At 68.4% G+C, this 16,039-nt stretch carries 15 protein-coding genes and 1 tRNA gene; 3 read left to right on the top strand and 13 right to left on the bottom strand.

Translation table 11 applies throughout. The annotated features are described in order from the left end of the window. Positions 1 to 5: 5 nt before the first annotated feature. The 7 genes from ACOCEP_RS11455 to ACOCEP_RS11425 are packed head-to-tail and all read right to left on the bottom strand — an operon-like array spanning position 6 to position 6,919. On the bottom strand, positions 6 to 764 hold the full coding sequence (locus ACOCEP_RS11455) for an SDR family NAD(P)-dependent oxidoreductase (protein ID WP_038507128.1): 759 nt from the start codon (positions 762 to 764) through the stop codon (positions 6 to 8). Beyond that, positions 761 to 2,182 (bottom strand): aldehyde dehydrogenase family protein, encoded by a 1,422-nt coding sequence (locus ACOCEP_RS11450; RefSeq protein ID WP_482337210.1) that lies wholly within the window; start codon positions 2,180 to 2,182, stop codon positions 761 to 763. The genes ACOCEP_RS11455 and ACOCEP_RS11450 overlap by 4 nt, the downstream gene beginning before the upstream one ends. Then, a complete protein-coding gene (locus tag ACOCEP_RS11445) occupies positions 2,175 to 2,945 on the bottom strand; it encodes an ABC transporter ATP-binding protein (protein ID WP_482337209.1) in 771 nt (256 codons plus the stop codon). Before ACOCEP_RS11445 ends, ACOCEP_RS11450 begins: the two co-directional genes overlap by 8 nt. Next, on the bottom strand, positions 2,942 to 3,679 hold the full coding sequence (locus ACOCEP_RS11440; RefSeq protein ID WP_482337208.1) for an ABC transporter ATP-binding protein: 738 nt from the start codon (positions 3,677 to 3,679) through the stop codon (positions 2,942 to 2,944). The genes ACOCEP_RS11445 and ACOCEP_RS11440 overlap by 4 nt, the downstream gene beginning before the upstream one ends. Further along, positions 3,676 to 4,488 (bottom strand): ABC transporter permease, encoded by an 813-nt coding sequence (locus tag ACOCEP_RS11435; protein ID WP_482337207.1) that lies wholly within the window; start codon positions 4,486 to 4,488, stop codon positions 3,676 to 3,678. The genes ACOCEP_RS11440 and ACOCEP_RS11435 overlap by 4 nt, the downstream gene beginning before the upstream one ends. Then, the gene (locus ACOCEP_RS11430; RefSeq protein ID WP_482337206.1) at positions 4,488 to 5,432 is read right to left on the bottom strand and encodes an ABC transporter permease; all 945 of its coding nucleotides are present in this window, start codon (positions 5,430 to 5,432) and stop codon (positions 4,488 to 4,490) included. The genes ACOCEP_RS11435 and ACOCEP_RS11430 overlap by 1 nt, the downstream gene beginning before the upstream one ends. Then, positions 5,429 to 6,919: an ABC transporter substrate-binding protein gene (locus tag ACOCEP_RS11425; RefSeq protein ID WP_482337205.1), complete on the bottom strand. Its 1,491-nt coding sequence runs from the start codon at positions 6,917 to 6,919 to the stop codon at positions 5,429 to 5,431. The genes ACOCEP_RS11430 and ACOCEP_RS11425 overlap by 4 nt, the downstream gene beginning before the upstream one ends. Before the next feature lie 60 nt (positions 6,920 to 6,979). Between ACOCEP_RS11425 and ACOCEP_RS11420 the strand changes: the two genes are divergently transcribed. Together ACOCEP_RS11420 and ACOCEP_RS11415 are read left to right on the top strand one after the other, a co-directional pair. Next, entirely contained in the window at positions 6,980 to 7,723 is a 744-nt protein-coding gene (locus tag ACOCEP_RS11420) for a FadR/GntR family transcriptional regulator (RefSeq protein ID WP_482337204.1), read from the top strand. A 21-nt stretch (positions 7,724 to 7,744) separates the two neighbouring features. Next, complete coding sequence (locus ACOCEP_RS11415) at positions 7,745 to 8,803, top strand: patatin-like phospholipase family protein (protein ID WP_482337203.1); 1,059 nt, start codon at positions 7,745 to 7,747, stop codon at positions 8,801 to 8,803. Positions 8,804 to 8,882: 79 nt separating this feature from the next. On the opposite strand, the gene ACOCEP_RS11410 is transcribed toward ACOCEP_RS11415, so the two are convergent. From ACOCEP_RS11410 to ACOCEP_RS11390, 5 genes are all read right to left on the bottom strand, one after another. Further along, complete coding sequence (locus ACOCEP_RS11410; RefSeq protein ID WP_482337202.1) at positions 8,883 to 9,479, bottom strand: class F sortase; 597 nt, start codon at positions 9,477 to 9,479, stop codon at positions 8,883 to 8,885. Positions 9,480 to 9,482: 3 nt separating this feature from the next. Next, positions 9,483 to 10,139 (bottom strand): hypothetical protein, encoded by a 657-nt coding sequence (locus ACOCEP_RS11405; RefSeq protein WP_482337201.1) that lies wholly within the window; start codon positions 10,137 to 10,139, stop codon positions 9,483 to 9,485. 449 nt (positions 10,140 to 10,588) lie between these two features. Continuing rightward, a complete protein-coding gene (locus ACOCEP_RS11400) occupies positions 10,589 to 10,921 on the bottom strand; it encodes a hypothetical protein (protein ID WP_482337200.1) in 333 nt (110 codons plus the stop codon). Positions 10,922 to 10,924: 3 nt separating this feature from the next. After that, positions 10,925 to 11,965, bottom strand: a complete 1,041-nt coding sequence (locus ACOCEP_RS11395; RefSeq protein WP_482337199.1) for a trans-sulfuration enzyme family protein — start codon at positions 11,963 to 11,965, stop codon at positions 10,925 to 10,927. Between the two features lie 24 nt (positions 11,966 to 11,989). After that, positions 11,990 to 15,223, bottom strand: a complete 3,234-nt coding sequence (locus tag ACOCEP_RS11390; protein ID WP_482337198.1) for a penicillin acylase family protein — start codon at positions 15,221 to 15,223, stop codon at positions 11,990 to 11,992. Between the two features lie 142 nt (positions 15,224 to 15,365). Between ACOCEP_RS11390 and ACOCEP_RS11385 the strand changes: the two genes are divergently transcribed. After that, positions 15,366 to 15,740, top strand: a complete 375-nt coding sequence (locus ACOCEP_RS11385) for an FKBP-type peptidyl-prolyl cis-trans isomerase (protein ID WP_192747346.1) — start codon at positions 15,366 to 15,368, stop codon at positions 15,738 to 15,740. 160 nt (positions 15,741 to 15,900) lie between these two features. Here the strand turns inward: ACOCEP_RS11385 and ACOCEP_RS11380 are convergent. After that, positions 15,901 to 15,983, bottom strand: a tRNA-Leu gene (locus tag ACOCEP_RS11380). Positions 15,984 to 16,039: the final 56 nt, after the last annotated feature.

The following is a 16,039-nucleotide window of genomic DNA, read 5'->3' as shown; positions in this document are numbered from 1 at the left end:
GCTCCTTACGTCGCGGGCGGTTCGAAGCGGCCGTCGACCGCGGTCCAGCCGCCGTCCACCGCCAGCACGGAGCCGGTGACGAACGACGACGCGTCCGACGCCAGGTACACGACGGCGCCCGCGAGTTCGTCCGGGCGCGCCCATCGGCCGAGCGCGCCCTTGGTCGCGTACGCGTCGTACCAGGCCGGATTCGCCTTGATCTGCGCGGTCAGCGGGGTTTCGACGACGCCGGGCGCGATCGCGTTCACTCGCACCCCCGCCGGACCGAACTCCGCCGCGGCCGTGCGGAACAGCTGCACCAGCCCGGCTTTCGTCGCCGCATAAGGGCCTTGGCCGGGCTCGACGGTGGTGCCGCGGATCGACGAGAACCCGACGATGCTCCCCCGCCCGCGCTCGACCATCCCGGCGCCGAACGCGCGGACGACCTCGAAGGTCGCGCCGAGGTTCAGCGCGATCACCCGGTCGAACTCCTCGCGCGTGTACTCCAGCAGCCGTTTGCGCACGTTGGTCGCGGCGGTCAGCACGACGACGTCGATCTCGCCGAGCTCCTCCGCCGCACGCGCCGCCGCGCCCTCCGAGAGCAGGTCGACCTCGTACGCCTCGCCCACGCCGGTTTCCTTGGCCGCGGCGACATCGCGGTCCGCGACGATCACCTCGGCGCCGTGCGCGGCCAGTGCTTTCGCGGATTCGCGGCCGATCCCGCTGCCACCGCCGAGGACGACGGCCCGCTTCCCGTCGAGCCGGAACAGGTTTTCGTACGTCACGGGCGCAGCACCGCCATTCTCGTCACGGTCAGTTCTTCGACCGCGAACCGCGGCCCTTCCCGCCCGATCCCGGAGTCCTTCACGCCGCCGTACGGCATGGTGTCGGACCGGAACCCGGGCACCTCGTTGACCACCACGCCGCCGACTTCGAGCTCGTCGAGCGCGCGGAACGCCGTCTTCAACGACGTGCTGAACACCGAGGCGTGCAGCCCGTAGCGCGACGCGTTGACCGCCTCGAACGCTTCGTCCACAGAGGACACGCGACGGACGCAGACCACCGGGCCGAAGATCTCCTCGTCCCAGCATTCGAGGCCGTCGGGCACGTCGAGCAGCACCGTCGGCCGGATCACCGTGCCGTCGACACCGCCCCCGACCAGCCGCGCACCGGCCGAAGTCGCTTTGTCGACCCACTCCTGGACGCGCTGGGTGGACCCAGGGTCGATCAGCGCCGAAACCCGCGTCTTCTCGTCTCGGGGATCACCGGTGACGACCTCGCCGAGCCGCGCCAGCACCCGTTCGGTGAATTCCTCGGCGACGGCGTCCACGACCAGCACCCGCTGCACCGAAATGCAGGCCTGCCCGGACGCGTAGAACCCGCCGCGCAGCACGGCGTCCGCGGCCGCGTCGAGGTCCGCGTCCTCCGCGACCACCAGTGCCGCGTTGGAACCCAGCTCCAGCAACGTCTTCGTGGGTGCGGCGTCGCGCGCGATCCGGTGCCCGACCAGCGCGGATCCGGTGAACGACACCGCGCCGACCCGCCGATCCGTGACCAGCGCCGAGCCGATGGCGGCGTCGCCGGTGACCAGCTGGACCATCGCGGGGAGATCGGTCAGCGAGCGCACCAGATGCACGAGCCACAACGTCGCCAGCGGCGTCTGCGGCGCGGGTTTCACCACTACCGGGCAACCGGCGGCGATGGCGGGCGCGATCTTGTGCGACGCCAAGAGCAGCGGGTAGTTGAAGCCGGCGATACCGACCACGACCCCGATCGGCTTGCGTTTCCAGAATCCGACCAGCCCGTCGCCGGACGGCAGCAGATCGAGCGGAACGGTCTCGCCGTGCAGCCGCGAGACCTCCTCCGCGGCGGCCTGCCAGGTGACGATCGTGCGCGCGACCTCGACACGGCAGTCGACCAGCGGCTTTCCGGTCTCCAGCACCAGAAGCCGCTCGAAGTCCGAGCGCCGGGCTTCCAGGGCGGCGGCGACGTCGTTCAAGAGCGCACGCCGGGTCCGCGACGGCAGGGCCGCGACCTGCTTGAACACCGCGACCGCCTCGTCGATCGCCCGCGTGGCCAGCTCCGGCGTCCCGACCGGCGCCCGGCCGATCTCGCTCCCGTCGTACGGGAACACCACCGGCAAAGTGTCCACAGTGGACACCCAGCCGTCCCCGATCGGCAGCCCCTCCGGGTACTCAGCCATCGTCGCCTCCCCTCAATCGAGCCAGTTCGGCCCGCAGATTCGGCGCGGCCGCCAGCAGTTCCCTGGTGTACTCGTGTTCCGGCGCGTCGTAGACCTGGTCGACGTCGCCGATCTCGACGATCTCCCCGCGCCGCATCACCGCGACCCGGTCGCAGACGTGCCGCACCACGCCGAGGTCGTGCGAGACGAAGATCAGCGTCAGCGAGTACAGCTCGACCAGCGACGCGAGCAGGTCGAGGATCTGCTTCCGCACCGATACGTCGAGCGCGCTCACCGGCTCGTCCGCGATGAGAACGCTCGGATTCGGCGCGAGCGCCCGCGCGATCGAGATGCGCTGCCGTTGCCCGCCGGAGAACTGGTGCGGATACCGGCCCGCCGCATCCGAGGGCAGGCCGACGGCCTTCAGCAGCTCGGAAACCCGCGAGGGATCCCGGCGGCCCAACGGCTCGGAGATGATGTCGCGCACCCGCATCCGCGGATCGAGCGAACCCATCGGGTCCTGGAAGACGATCTGCAGTTCCGACCGCAGGAAGCCGAGTTTGCGCTCCGGCAGCGTGTCGATCCGTTTGCCCTGGAACGAGACGCTGCCCGCCGTCGGCTTGTCCAGCGCCGCCAGCAATCTGACCAAAGTGGACTTCCCCGAACCCGACTCGCCCACGATCCCGAACCGCTGACCGGCTTCGACGTCGAACGAAACGCCGCGCAGCGCATGGACGTCGCGGCGCGTGTAGCGGCGCTCCAGATCCCGTACGGAGATCATCATCGGCTCGCCTCCAGATCCGAAGCGGCCAGGAGCTTCTTCGTGTACTCGTGCTGTGGCGCGGTGAGGACGTCGCGGGTGGTGCCGGCTTCGACGATCTCGCCGTCCAGCATCACCAGCACCCGCTCGCACACCGACGCCACGACGGCGAGGTCGTGCGTGATGAACAACAGCGCGCTCTCCCGCTCCCGCACCCCGTCGAGGATCAGCTCCAGGATCTGCGCCTGCACGGTGACGTCGAGCGCCGTCGTCGGCTCATCGCAGATCAGCAGCTTCGGATCGTTGGCCAGCGCGATCGCCAGGACGACGCGTTGCCGCTGCCCACCGGACAGTTGATGCGGATACGCACGGGCGACGCCGGGCAGTCCCACGGAAGCCAGCAAGGCCTCGGGATCTTTCCCATTCTTGCGATGGATCCGCATCGGCTCGGCGACCTGCGCGCCGACCCGCATCGCCGGGTTCAACGCGGTCATCGGTTCCTGGAACACCATCGACATCTCGTTGCCGCGCAGGCGCGACAATTCCTTCTCCGGCGCGCCCAGCAGCTCGCGGCCGTCGAGTTTCACCGATCCGGACGCGGCGAGCTCTTCGGGCAGCAGCCCCATGATCGACAGCGCTGTCAACGACTTCCCGGAACCGGACTCGCCGATCAGTCCGACGCGCTCACCGCGCGCGATGCCGAACGAGACGTCGCGGACCAGGCCGCCGATTCCGAGCCCCTGGACTTCGAGTGTCATAACCGCGCCGCCAATCGGGGGTCGAGACGATCGCGGAGGCCGTCGCCGAGCAGGTTGAACCCGAGGACGGCGATGGCGATCGCGACGCCGGGCACGAGCGCGAGCCGCGGGTGCAGGGTCAGGAAAACCTGGGATTCCTGCAGCATGCGGCCCCACGACGGGGTCGGCGGCCGCGTGCCGAACCCGAGGAACGACAGCGCCGCTTCCGCGAGCACGGCGATCGCGAACGACACCGACGCCTGCACGATCAGCAGCCCGGAGATGTTCGGCAGCACATGCCGCGCCGCGATGTTCAACCGTGACCGGCCCGCCGACCGCGCGGCCAGCACGAACTCGCTGCTCATCACCTGCAGCGTCCCCGACCGCGCGATCCGCGCGAACGACGGGATGGTCGCGATACCGATCGCCACCATCGCGGTCAGCGTGTCCGCGCCGAACACCGCGCCGAACATGATCGCCAGCAGCAACGCGGGGAACGCGAGCACGAGATCGTTGACCCGCATGACGAACTCGCCGAGCCAGCGCGACGACATCCCCGCGAGGATGCCCAGCGGAGTTCCGATCAGCGCGGCGATGCCGACCGCGACCACGCCGACGTACAGCGTGGTCCGCGCGCCGACCATGAGCTGGCTCAGCACGTCGCGGCCGAAGCTGTCGGTGCCGAGCGGATTCGAGCCGCTGAAATCGTGCAGCCGGTTGGCCGCGTCGACCTTCACCGGGTCGAACGGCGTCCACACGAACGAAAGCAGCGCGGCGACGACGATCAGCGCGACGAGCACACCGCCGATCACGAGAGTGCGGCTACGCATCAGGAACCCCGCAATCTCGGGTCGAGCACCGTGTAGAGGACGTCGACCACGAAGTTCACCAGCAGCACGCCGACCACCAGCACCAGCACGATCCCCTGCACGGACAACAGATCCCGCGACGCCACCGAGTCGAGCAGCATGCTGCCCAGGCCCGGCAGGACGAACACGCGCTCGACGACGACCGCGCCGATCAGCAGGGTCGACAGCTGCAGGCCGAGCACCGTCACCACCGGCACGGCCGCGTTGCGCAGACCGTGGCGGAACAAGGCTTGGAACGGCCGCAGCCCCTTGGACCGCGCCGTGCGCAGGTAGTCCTGGCCCAGCGTGTCGAGCACCGCGGACCGGACGTAACGCGTGAGCACGGCGCCCTGCACGAGCCCCAGCGACAAGGCGGGCAGGACGAGACCGCGGAGGAATTCGCCCGGGTCCTGCACAGGCGGTGTCCAGCCACCGGACGGCAGCCAGCGCAGCTGCACCGCGAAGATCTGCACCAGGATGATGCCGGCGAGGAACGCGGGGATCGCGACGCCGATCTGCGACAGCCCGGAAACCGCGGTGCCGTCGGCGTTCCGATGCCGCACCGCGGCGAACGTCCCGGCCGGGATCGCGATCAGCAACGCCACCAGCATCCCGGCCCCGACCAGCCACAACGTGACGCCGAGCCGGTCGGTCAGCGCGGGCCCGATCTCCTCGCGCGTGACGTACGAGCGGCCGAAGTCGCCGTGCAGGACACCGCCGATCCAGTCGAAGTACTGCGTCACGAGCGGCCTGTCGATGCCGAATTCGGCGCGCGTTTTCGCGATCAGTTCCGGCGTCGCGTTGACGCCGAGCGCGACCTGCGCCGGATCGCCCGGCAGCACGGCCATGAACAGGAACACCACGATGGACGCGACCAGCGCACTGGCCACCAGGATCGCCACCCGGCGCACGATCTTGACCGTCATCGCGGCGCCAATCCCGTGAGATCGAAGGACTCGCTGACCTGGTTGCGGACGAACCCGGTCACCTTGTTCTTCGCCACGATCACGTTGGGGAACAGGAAAAGCCAGTCCGCGGCGGCGTCTTCGGACAGCCTCCGCGCGACCTGCCGCATCGCGTCGATCTGCTCCTGGGGCGTTCCGGCGTCGGCTTTCGCCAAGTTCTGCCGGACGGGCTCGCTGTCATAACCCCAGTAGTACTTCGGCCTGCCGAAGGTGACGATGTCGCGCGCCTCGACGTGCTGGATGATCGACAGGTCGTAGTCGCGGTCGGTGAAGACCTGCTTGAGCCACACCGCCGGGAAGTCCAGCGGCTCGATCGTCACCGTGACCCCGACGTCCGCCAGCTGCGACGCCACCACCTGCGCGGACGAGACGGCGTACGGCAGGTTGGGAATCCGCAGCCGCAGTGAAGGATTCGGCTGACCCGCTTCCGCGAGCAGCGCTTTCGCCTTCGCGGGATCGAACGGATACGCGTTCGACAGGTCTTCGTACCAGGGGTCGGTCGGCGGAACCATACTGCCGATGAGCGTGCCGCGACCGGCCCAAGCCGTGTCCAGCAACGCTTTCCGGTCGATCGCGTACGACAGCGCCCGCCGTACGCGGACGTCGTTCAGCGGTGGGCGGGCGTTGTTGAACGCGAGCGTGACCTCGCTGTTGGTGGTGCCTTCGACGACGGTGAACCGGTCGTCGCTCTGGAACTGCGGGATCGAATCCGGCACGGTGATCGCGGAGATGACGTCGATCCCGTTGCTGAGCAAGGCGTTGTTGAGCGCCGTCGGATCCTTGATGTACTTGAGGACCACGGTGGAGTAGGCCGGTTTCCTGCCCCAGTACGCGGGATTCTGCTTGAGCACGATGGAGTCGCCACGACGCCGTGAGGACACCGTGTACGGCCCGGTGCCGATCGGTTTGTTCGCCAGATCCGCGACACCGGTGCGGCTGAACATCGCGCCGAGGCGGCTGGTGAGGCTGAACAGCCAGCCGTTGCTGGGTTTCGTGAGCACGACCCGCGCGTGGTCCGGCGCCACGACGTCGACCCGGTCGACGACGTCCATTGTGGACTTGATCGACACGGTCCAGTCCGTCTTCACGCGCATCAGCGAGAACTTGACGTCCTCGGCGGTGAACGGCGCCCCGTCGCTGAACGTCGCGTTCTTCCGGAGCTTGAAGTCGTAGGTCTTGCGGTCTTCCGAGATCGTCCACGACTCGGCCAGCAGCGGCACGATCTTCGCGTCCGCGTCGAGTTTCACCAAGCCCTCGTAGACGTTGTAGAGCAAGGCCTGCGGGATGGCGGCGCCGTCCGTGCGGGTGAAGTCGAAGTTCGCGGGTTCGGCGGTGTAGCCGATGGCGAGGGTGCCGGGGTCCTTGGCCACGGTGGCACTCGAGCCGGCGGAGCAGCCGGACGCCACCAGCAGCAGCGCAACCACTGCCGCGTGAATCCGGGCTTTCATCCTGCCCCCTGACCGGTAGACTGGTCTGACCAGTAAACCAGACGAGACGGCAGGGTCAAGATGGAATTCGAGCCGGTCGCCCCTGTCCGCGCGTACCAGCGTGTCGTCGAACAGATCGAGGAGGCCGTGTTCAGCGGCCGGATCAAACCGGGCGACCGGCTGCCGAGCGAACGCGAACTGATGGTCCAGTTCGACGTCGGCCGCTCGACCGTGCGCGAGGCGCTGCGTGTACTGCAAGCAGCGGAAATGATCCGCTCGCGGCCGGGAGATCCTCGTGGGCCCGAGGTGCTGGCCGCCTCCCCCGCCGCGTTGCACCGCTCGATGCACCGGCTCGCGCGCGCCGACCACATCGGCCTTTCCGAACTGTTGCAGTTCCGCATGGTCCTCGACGGTTCCGCACATCTGCTCGCCGCACAGCTCCGGACCGAAGCCCATCTCGCCGAGCTCGGCACGGCGCTGGAGGCGATGCGCGAGGGCGTCTCGAAGGGTTTCGCGGAGTTCTCCCACGCGGACGTCGCTTTCCACGAGGCCATCGCCCGCGCGACGGGGAATCCGCTGCTGGTGATCAGCGGCGAGGTCGTCCGCGGTGTCGTGCTGGAACTCATCGAGGACAAGCTGGAGCACGCCGACGACCGGACGGCCCTGATGCGCAACTGGCTGGCGCACCACGAAGAGGTGCTCGGCGCGATCCGGGATTCCGACGGCGAACGTGCGTCGAGGCTGGCGAAACAGGCGCTGTACGACAACTACGCCGAGTACGTCCCCGAGGAGCAACGTCGGCTGTTGCGGCCCCTGCTTGCTTGACCCGCCCCTACACTCACTCAGGTGGGGGATACTTCGACGACACGCCAGGGTGTCGGTCTCGCGCTGTCCGGCGGCGGCTACCGCGCGATGTTGTTCCATACCGGAGCCCTGTGGCGGCTCAACGAACTCGGCTGGCTGTCGAAGATCTCGACGTTCTCGAGCGTCTCGGGCGGCTCGATCGCCGCGGGTGTGCTCGCCCACGCGTGGTCGGGCCTCAAGTTCGAAAACGGTGTCGCGGGCAACTTCCACGACCAGGTCGTCGCGCCGATCCGGAACCTGGCACGCGAACGGCTCGACATCCCGGTCACCTTGCTGGCCATGGCGATTCCGTGGCGCAGCGCCGGCGAGGAACTCGCGCGGGTGTACGCGAAACACCTGTTCGGCGACTGCTGCCTGAAGGACATCGACCCCGGCGGCCCGCAGTTCGTCTTCACCGCGACGAACCTCCAGGACGGCGCGCTGTGGTGGTTCTTCCGGCAGGACGGGCCGCACGGGAACATCCCGCTCGCGACCGCGGTGGCCGCGTCTTCGGCCTTCCCGCCGATGCTTTCGCCCGTCGTGCTCCAGGACCCGCATTCGGACGACCGGAAACGCAAGATCGTGCTCAGCGACGCCGGTGTCTACGACAACCTCGGCCTGGATCCCGTCGAAGGGCACGCGACGGTGCTGGTCAGCGACGCGGGCAAGCGGATGAAGGCCAGGCGGAGAATCCCCCGCGACTGGGGACGGCAGCTGCTGCGCGTGCTCGACGTGATCGACAACCAGGTGCGCGAGCTGCGGCGGGGCGCGCTGCTGAAGTCCTATGTGGAGAAGGATTTCAGCGGTGCGTACTGGGGTTCCTACGTCGATCTCGAGAACTTCGAACTCGAGGATTCCCTGAAGGCGCCGGTGGAACTCACGCACAAGCTGGCGGAGACGCCGACACGGCTGACGAAACTGCCGGAAGTGCTGCAGGAGCGGCTGATCAACTGGGGTTACGCGGCCTGTGACGCGGGGATGCGGAAGTGGGTCGACACCGAGGCGGCCGCTCCCGACGGGTTCCCGTTCCCGGCCGCCGGCCTGGGCGTGGGCGTGGGCTGAAAGCGTCCTTCGCCTCGTCAGATGCGACGAAAGCGTCCTTCACCGCGTCAGATGCGGTGAAGGACGCTTTCAGCCCACGTCAGGCGACAAGGTTCGCGTAGACGATGACGTTGTCCTTGTAGCTGTGCTCTTCCTGGTCGAAGACACCACCACAGGTGATCAGCCGCAGCTGCGGCTTGTCCGTGTTGCCGTAGACCGCTTCCTCGGGGAACTGGTCCTTGGGCACCTGGTCCTTCTTCTCGACCACGAACTTCAGGCTCTTGCCGTCGCTGCGGTCGACGATCACCTCGTCACCCGGTTCGACGTCCTTGAGCTTGTAGAAGATTCCCGGCTGCTTGTTGCCGTCGACGTGGCCGAGCAGGATCGCCGGGCCGACGTCGCCGGGCACCGGGGAAAGCCGGTACCAGGCGGCCTGCATCGGGTTCTTCGCCGACGGGACGGACATCTTGCCGTCCTTGCCGATCGCGACCGTGACCAGGCTCGATTCCGCGCCGATCTTGGGGATCTTCACGTTCGTCGGGCGAGCCCCGTTGAACGGTTTGACCACCGGCGGTGCCGATTCCGCCGCCGGCTGCGCGGCGGGCGGGGCGGGTTCGTCGGTGCCGCATCCCGTCAGCGCGAGGGAAAGCACAAGGGCGGCCGCGACCAGGCGGCCGCCCTGCGTCAGAAGCTTCATCGATCAGGCCGCGGTGGCGCCGAAACCGGTCTCGATGCCGCCCTTGGGCTTCAGCTTGACCTGCTTCTTCTTTTTGTCGGCGCCCGGTGCGGTCGCGCCGCCGCCGATCTGCTCGATCTCGATGTCACCCTTGCCCGGCTTGCCGTCGCAGGTCCAGGTGAAGGTGCTCGTGGTGCCGGTGAAGCCGGGCTTGGCCTCGATGATGTAGACCCAGACGAAAGCGTCGGCGCCGTCCTGGAACGACTCGGTGATGACGTAGTCCGGCGCGTTGACGTCGGCGGGCTCCGAACCGCAGAAGATGGCCAGCGCACCTTCGGTGCCCTCGACGTAGCCGGCGCCGACGTTCAGCTCCGGCTTCGGCGGGGTGGTGGTGGTCGGCTTCTCCGAGGTGGAGGTCGGCGACGGCTTGCCGGAAGTCGGCTTGCCGCTGCTGGTCGGCGTCGGCTCCTGCGAGGACGACGACGCCGGGGCGCTCGTCTCGGTCGTCACCTTGCCACCCGTGTAGGACGGCGCGGCCGGAGTCGAGGTCGCGGTCTCGCTCGACGGAGCCGGCGGCGTGGTGGTCGTTTCGGTCTGCGCCATCGCGACCGGCGTCACGGCCAGCGAGATGACGGCGCCGGCCAGCACCGCGCCCGCGAGGCGGCCCAACGTCTTCTTCAAAGTGATCTCCCAGTGGAAAACATCGCAACACAGGGTGACCCCCACCCTGCGACCACCCGAAAGGAATCCCACGTTCGGGTGACAGCGCGATCTTGCCGGAAAAGTACGAAGGCACGTAGCGGATAAGACGTGACAAGAACCACCGGGAAAACCGGTAACGCTGATCTGTTCCCGCCCGATACAAGGGCCCGAAAGTCGCTCAACAGAGGGAAAAACTCACGGCGACGAAGGAATGTTAACACCCGGAGGGCCGGATCGGTTGCGTTGCGGAAGTATTTTTTCCCCGGCCGCCGAACCATCCGGATTCGCCGGTCACCCTGGCCGGATGTCCCTTTTTCGGAGACTCTCCGCATCTTGTTACCGACCGGTTCACACGTTCGGCCCACGTTTCGGTGAAACTCTGACCATTTACGTGCGGATATCGGCGCCCGGCAACCCGAAGGTCACGATCAGAACACCAGGAACAAGGCCACGGCGAGGGAGAGCGCGCCGAGGAGGCCCGCGACGAGCAGCCAAGGCTTCGGCGACGTCCGGTTCCGCACCGCCCGGCCACCGCCCACCAACGCCGCCAAAAGCCCGAGACCGAACCCGATCGCGGGCAGGAAGGTGGCGAAGGTCCGGTTTTCGGCGGTGCAGGCCCAGATCGCCTCGTCCGGGCAGGACGACGCCGCGAGCTCGGCCAGCAGACCCGCCGCGACGATCGCGAGGAAGCCGAGCACCAGGAGCCAGAACAGGCCCCACAGCAACTGACCGAGCCGCCGGGGCGGTTTCGTCTGGTCCATCGGTCACACGAGCGCCGAGGCCAGATCCGTCCAGAGATCCTCCGGATCTTCGAGCCCGACGCTGAACCGGACGAGCCCGGCGGGCACATGGGCGTCGCCCGCCAGCCACGCCCGCCGTTCGACCAGGCTCTCCACCCCGCCGAGGCTGGTGGCGGCGCGGATCAGCCGCAGCGAACCGATGACCTTGTCCGCGGTCTGGGCGTCCGGGAGTTCGAACGCGATCATCGTGCCGGAGCCGGGATAACGCACCCGCGTGACGGCGGGATGGTCGACCAGGCGCGCCGCCAGCAGCGCGGCCGTGCGCGTCTGCTCGGCGAGGCGGACCGGAAGCGTCCGCAGCCCGCGCAGGGCCAGCCACGCTTCGAGGGCTCCCGGCGTCGCTCCCAGCCTGGTGCGCGCGTCGCGCAGGCTCTTCGCCACGCCCTCGTCGGCCGCGATGGTCAGGCCGAGCAGCAGATCGCTGTGCCCGCCGATGAGTTTCGTCGCGCTGTGCACGACGATGTCGGCGCCGAGGCCCAGCGGCCGCCGCCCGAGCGGGGTGGCGAACGTGTTGTCGACGGCGACCAGGCCGTTCGCGGCGGCGGCGATCGTCTCGATGTCGATGACGTCGAGCGTCGGGTTGGTCGGCGATTCGAGCCAGAGCAGGTCGGCGTCCGCGGCGGCGACCCACGCGGCCGTGTCGTCCGGCGCGATCTCGGTCACCACCAGGCGTCCGGTGCGCTGCGCGTGCGCGAGCAGGCCCCGCGACCCCGCGTAGGAGAACGTGGGGACGCAGACCTTCGCGCCGACGGGCAGGGTGTCGACGACGGCGCTGAGCGTCGCGATCCCCGAGGCGAACGCGGTGGCGTGCCCGCCTTCGAGCGCGCCGATCGCGGCTTCGAGGGCCTCCCAGGTCGGGGTGCCGTCCTCCCGCGAATACGCGCGGTCGGCGCCGGCGTCGAAGGTGCTCGCCGCGACGATCGGCACGTTCAGCGGTTCGCCGGGGCCCTCCGGGCGTCCGGCGGCTACGGCGAGGGTGCGGGGTGACCAGTCGTTCGTGTCCACCCCGCCACCGTAAACCGTGCCCAGCTAGTGGGCATACACCTCGAATTCGTAGAGGGAGTAGCCGTACTTCGTGCCGCGCTGGACTCCGGCCATCCGGACATGACGGGCGTCGACGGCTTCGAAGGCGACGTTGTCCTTCCCGCCGTCTCCGTCCACTATGGACGCCACTTCCCGCCAGTTCGTCCCGTCCGACGAGACCTGCACCTTGAACGCCTTCCCGTACGCGGACTCCCAGTGCAGGACGACCCGGGAAACGCGCTGCACCGAGCCGAGGTCGACGGTGATCGACTGGTCGTCGCTCCAGTCGCTCGCCCAGCGTGTCGCCAGGTCGACGTCGATGGCCTTGGACGGCGGCGAGTTGTACCAGCCCGTCTCGTGGCTGGTCGCGCTCGCCGTGCGGCCGGTGGCCAGGTTGGCGATGTTGTCGCCGCGTTTCGCCGGGAACTCCACGACCTGCTGGAAGGTCGGCCGGTTCTGGGTGCTCATCTTGTCCTGCGTGATGCCGCCGAGCGCGCGGTGGATGATCGTGTCGGCGCACCACTGGTCACCCGCGGCGCAATCGCCGTCGCCGGGGTACACGGTGTTCGCGGGCTGCGCGGCCGCCTGCGTCAGCGAGTCGAGCAGCACCTGACGGCAGGCGTCGACGTCGCCACCGCCGCAGTACTTCACGGCGAGCGGACCGGCGACCGGCTGGCCGAGCACCGAACGGATGTCCTTGTGGACGTAGCCCCACCAGCCGGACTGGTACGACGAACCGGCGTGTCCCTGGCCGACGTGCTTGCCGGGGACCTCGTTCTGCCAGCCGGACGGCGACTCGTTGATCTTCAGCACCCCGACCATGGCACCGTAGGCGTCGCCCATGCCGGGTTTGAACTGGGCGTTCACCAGCAGCGGCCACCAGGCGTCCATGATGCGGATCGCGTCGGCGTTGGCGTAGGCCTTGCTGCCCGGCGAGGTCTCCGAGCGCAGACCGCCCGCGGCGAGCCAGGTCTTCAGCTTCGCCACCGCGTCCGCGGCCGGACCGGTCACCGGCGCCTTGTCGATCACCTTGAACAGCTCCGGCAGTACCTTCTCCGCGCGGAGGTCGGCGAGCGCGGCCTCCTCCATGGCCTGGGTGAGGTTCACCCGCGTCACCTTGCTACCGCTGGAGACCAGCTTCTTGACCCGCGCGTCGATCAGATCGCCGCGGTGCACGGAACTCTTGTCCGCGCCGGCGGCCGCGTATCCGTTGGCCTGCGCGTTGTTCCAGCTGACGTAGTAGTCCTGGTTGATCGACTGCGGATGCTGCGAAGACGGCGTGTAGTTCGCGAGGTTGCCGTCGGGGTTCCAGCCCTGCCAATCGAATCCGGCGTCGCCCTGCACCGGCATGGCCGGATCGACGTTCGGGTTGCGCACCGGGTTCGAGCCCGAGTTGAAGTACGCGACGTCACGCGAGTCGGCGTAGAACCAGTTGTAGGTCTGGTTGACGTCGGCCGCCGCGGCCTGGAAGTCCTGCGCGGACTTGATCGCGTCCGGGTCGTTGAACTTCTGGAAGCCGATGATGGTGTCGATCTCGTGCTGGAACGTCGACCGCAGCGACGCGTACGCGACCGGTTTGCCGCCGACCAGCGCCCGGCTCGTCACCGGCCCGTACTTGGTGCGGAAGCTGCGCAGCGTGTACGAACCTTCGGCCGTGCCGTCGGCGACGGTGGGCTTCCAGGCGTTCTTGCGTTCGACGATCTCGAACGGCAGGCACTGGCCGCGGAAGCGGTAGAAGCTGGAGTTCTTCGTCGGCGCGGAACCGTTCTGCTCGCACAGTTCGACGGCGTAGGTGTCGACGATGTCCTGCGACGCCGAGGTCGCGCTCCACGAGTAGTCCTTGCCACGGCCGAGCAGCACGTACATGCTGATCCCCGCGAACGAGGCACCGCGGGCGCTGATGCCAGGGCCCTGGATTTCCTGCAGCATCAGCAATTGCGGCGCGAAGTAGCCCGCCTGCGGGCCGAACACGGCGACCGGGTGACCGCTCGCGGTCTTGGCCCCGGAGACCACCAGCGCGTTCGACATACCGTGCTTCTCCGACAGCAGGTTGCCCGGCAGGACACCGTCGTCGAAGATGCCGCGGACGGCCTTCTGCTCCTCGGGCGCGGGCACGTCCACCTTGGCGGGTGTCGCCGTCCCGGCTGAACCGGTCGGATCGAAGACGAGCTGCTGCCCGGTGACCGAACCCTTGTCCGGCATCGCGGCGCCCCGCGGGTTCGACGGCGCCTTGCCGTAGTCGAAGGTCTGTCCATTGTGGAGCGTCTTGACGGTCTCGGGGTCGTCCTCGGATCGCAGGCTCTTCCAGACCTTGTCGCCCTGTTCGAGACCGTACTTCTCCTGCATCGCCAGCTTGGCGATCGCGTTCTGCACCTCACCGCCACCACCGGCGCCGAACTGCGCTCCGACGACGGCCGCGAGGACGACGAGGTCGGTGAGCTTGAACGGCTCGATGGTCCCGGCGTTCGTGATCGCGTCGACGTGCCCGGTGAGCACGTACTCGCCGGGGAAGTAACGGCCGCCGTGCGCGTCGGAGATGTACTTGTTGACGCCCTGGACGTAGGCCTCGGCGTCGGCCTTGCCCTGCGCGCCGCGCGGGCCACTGGCCGCGGCGTTGTCGACCTGCTTCTGCAGTTCCTGTTCGGTGTAGGGCGCCGAGGCGAAGAAGCTCTGCTCCAGTTCGCGGTTGCCCTGGGCGCCACCGGCGAACGAGGTCAGCTGGCCGCGGCCGACGCGGCGCATGATGTCCATCAGCCACAGGCGGTCCTGCGCGGCGGCGTATCCGGCGCCGTACATCGTGCCGGGCCGCGTCGTGCCGACGATCCGGGGCACGCCGGTCGCCTTGTCGCGGGTGATCGTCACGTCCGAACGCGGTTTGATCGTGCTCTCGACCTGACCGGACGGAACCCCGAACGAGGCGTCGTTGAAGAACTGGTTGATCTTGTCCGTGGTCAGCGTCTTGTAGCCATCGGCGAGCGAGGCGTATTTGCCGAGCTGATCGGCCGAATGCGCGGGCCGGGTGCCGAACGCCTTGTGCGCCAGGATCTCGGCGAGCGTGGCGTTCCCCTTGGTGCCGGGCGGGAGGATGTCACCGCACTGGCCACCGCAGTAGTCGTCGAGCGCGGCGGCCACGACCGAGTTCGGTGGCGCTTCCGCGGCGTTCGCCTGCAATGCCGGGACGGTGCCCGCCACCAGCGTCAGCCCTGCCAGCGTCGTCAAGACCCGTATGCCTCGTCGCATGAAAGACCTCCGTCGTCGGAGAGTGACGAGGCGCACACTACCCACGGGTATCCAAATTTGTGAAGACTATTCGCGTTCTTGCCACCGTTCGGCGGAACGACTCGCCCTGCGGACCCAGGACCTGCGCAGGTAGCTTATGGACATGTCTTTGGAGAAGCCCCAGATCGACCGCCCCGAGGGGCCCGCGCCCACCGAGCTGGAGACGACCGACATCTCCGTCGGCGACGGCCAGGAGGCCAAGTCCGGCAACACCGTCACGGTGCACTACGTCGGCGTCTCCCACTCGACCGGAGAGCAGTTCGACGCGTCGTGGGATCGCGGTGAGCCGCTCCGCTTCGGCCTCGGCGCCGGGCAGGTCATCCCCGGCTGGGACCAGGGTGTCGCCGGGATGAAGGTCGGCGGCCGTCGCAAGCTGGTCATCCCGCCGCACCTCGCTTACGGCGAACGGGGCGCCGGCGGCGTCATCAAGCCGAACGAGACCCTGATCTTCGTCGTCGACCTCGTCGGCGTGAACTGACCCACACAGGACGAGCCGAAAGGGCCCTTCACCGCATCGCACGGGGTGAAGGGCCCTTTCGCTGCATCTGATGAGGCGAAAGTCCCCTTCAGCCCCCGGGTACCGACGACCTCACGAAAGAGGCCCCCTTCGCGGAGCAAAGGGGGCCTCTGACTAAGAGTGGGCGAGGAGGGAGTTGAACCCTCACGTCCTTTCGGACACACGGACCTGAACCGTGCGCGTCTGCCATTCCGCCACTCGCCCGAGTGCTTCGTTCTCTGACAGCTCGCAAAGCGTAGCAGGCGGTTTTGGCGGGTTTC

It is taken from the genome of Amycolatopsis sp. CA-211722 (assembly GCF_056828465.1).
This window is presented reverse-complemented; position numbering and strand designations above follow the sequence as displayed.

Excerpts from the sequence above, each read along its gene's own strand:
- ACOCEP_RS11450 (WP_482337210.1), bottom strand. The coding sequence starts at position 2,182 with ATGGCTGAGTACCCGGAGGGGCTGCCGATCGGGGACGGCTGGGTGTCC.
- ACOCEP_RS11445 (WP_482337209.1), bottom strand. The coding sequence starts at position 2,945 with ATGATGATCTCCGTACGGGATCTGGAGCGCCGCTACACGCGCCGCGAC.
- ACOCEP_RS11440 (WP_482337208.1), bottom strand. The coding sequence starts at position 3,679 with ATGACACTCGAAGTCCAGGGGCTCGGAATCGGCGGCCTGGTCCGCGAC.
- ACOCEP_RS11435 (WP_482337207.1), bottom strand. The coding sequence starts at position 4,488 with ATGCGTAGCCGCACTCTCGTGATCGGCGGTGTGCTCGTCGCGCTGATC.
- ACOCEP_RS11430 (WP_482337206.1), bottom strand. The coding sequence starts at position 5,432 with ATGACGGTCAAGATCGTGCGCCGGGTGGCGATCCTGGTGGCCAGTGCG.
- ACOCEP_RS11425 (WP_482337205.1), bottom strand. The coding sequence starts at position 6,919 with ATGAAAGCCCGGATTCACGCGGCAGTGGTTGCGCTGCTGCTGGTGGCG.
- ACOCEP_RS11420 (WP_482337204.1), top strand. The coding sequence starts at position 6,980 with ATGGAATTCGAGCCGGTCGCCCCTGTCCGCGCGTACCAGCGTGTCGTC.
- ACOCEP_RS11410 (WP_482337202.1), bottom strand. The coding sequence starts at position 9,479 with ATGAAGCTTCTGACGCAGGGCGGCCGCCTGGTCGCGGCCGCCCTTGTG.
- ACOCEP_RS11400 (WP_482337200.1), bottom strand. The coding sequence starts at position 10,921 with ATGGACCAGACGAAACCGCCCCGGCGGCTCGGTCAGTTGCTGTGGGGC.
- ACOCEP_RS11390 (WP_482337198.1), bottom strand. The coding sequence starts at position 15,223 with ATGCGACGAGGCATACGGGTCTTGACGACGCTGGCAGGGCTGACGCTG.
- ACOCEP_RS11385 (WP_192747346.1), top strand. The coding sequence starts at position 15,366 with ATGTCTTTGGAGAAGCCCCAGATCGACCGCCCCGAGGGGCCCGCGCCC.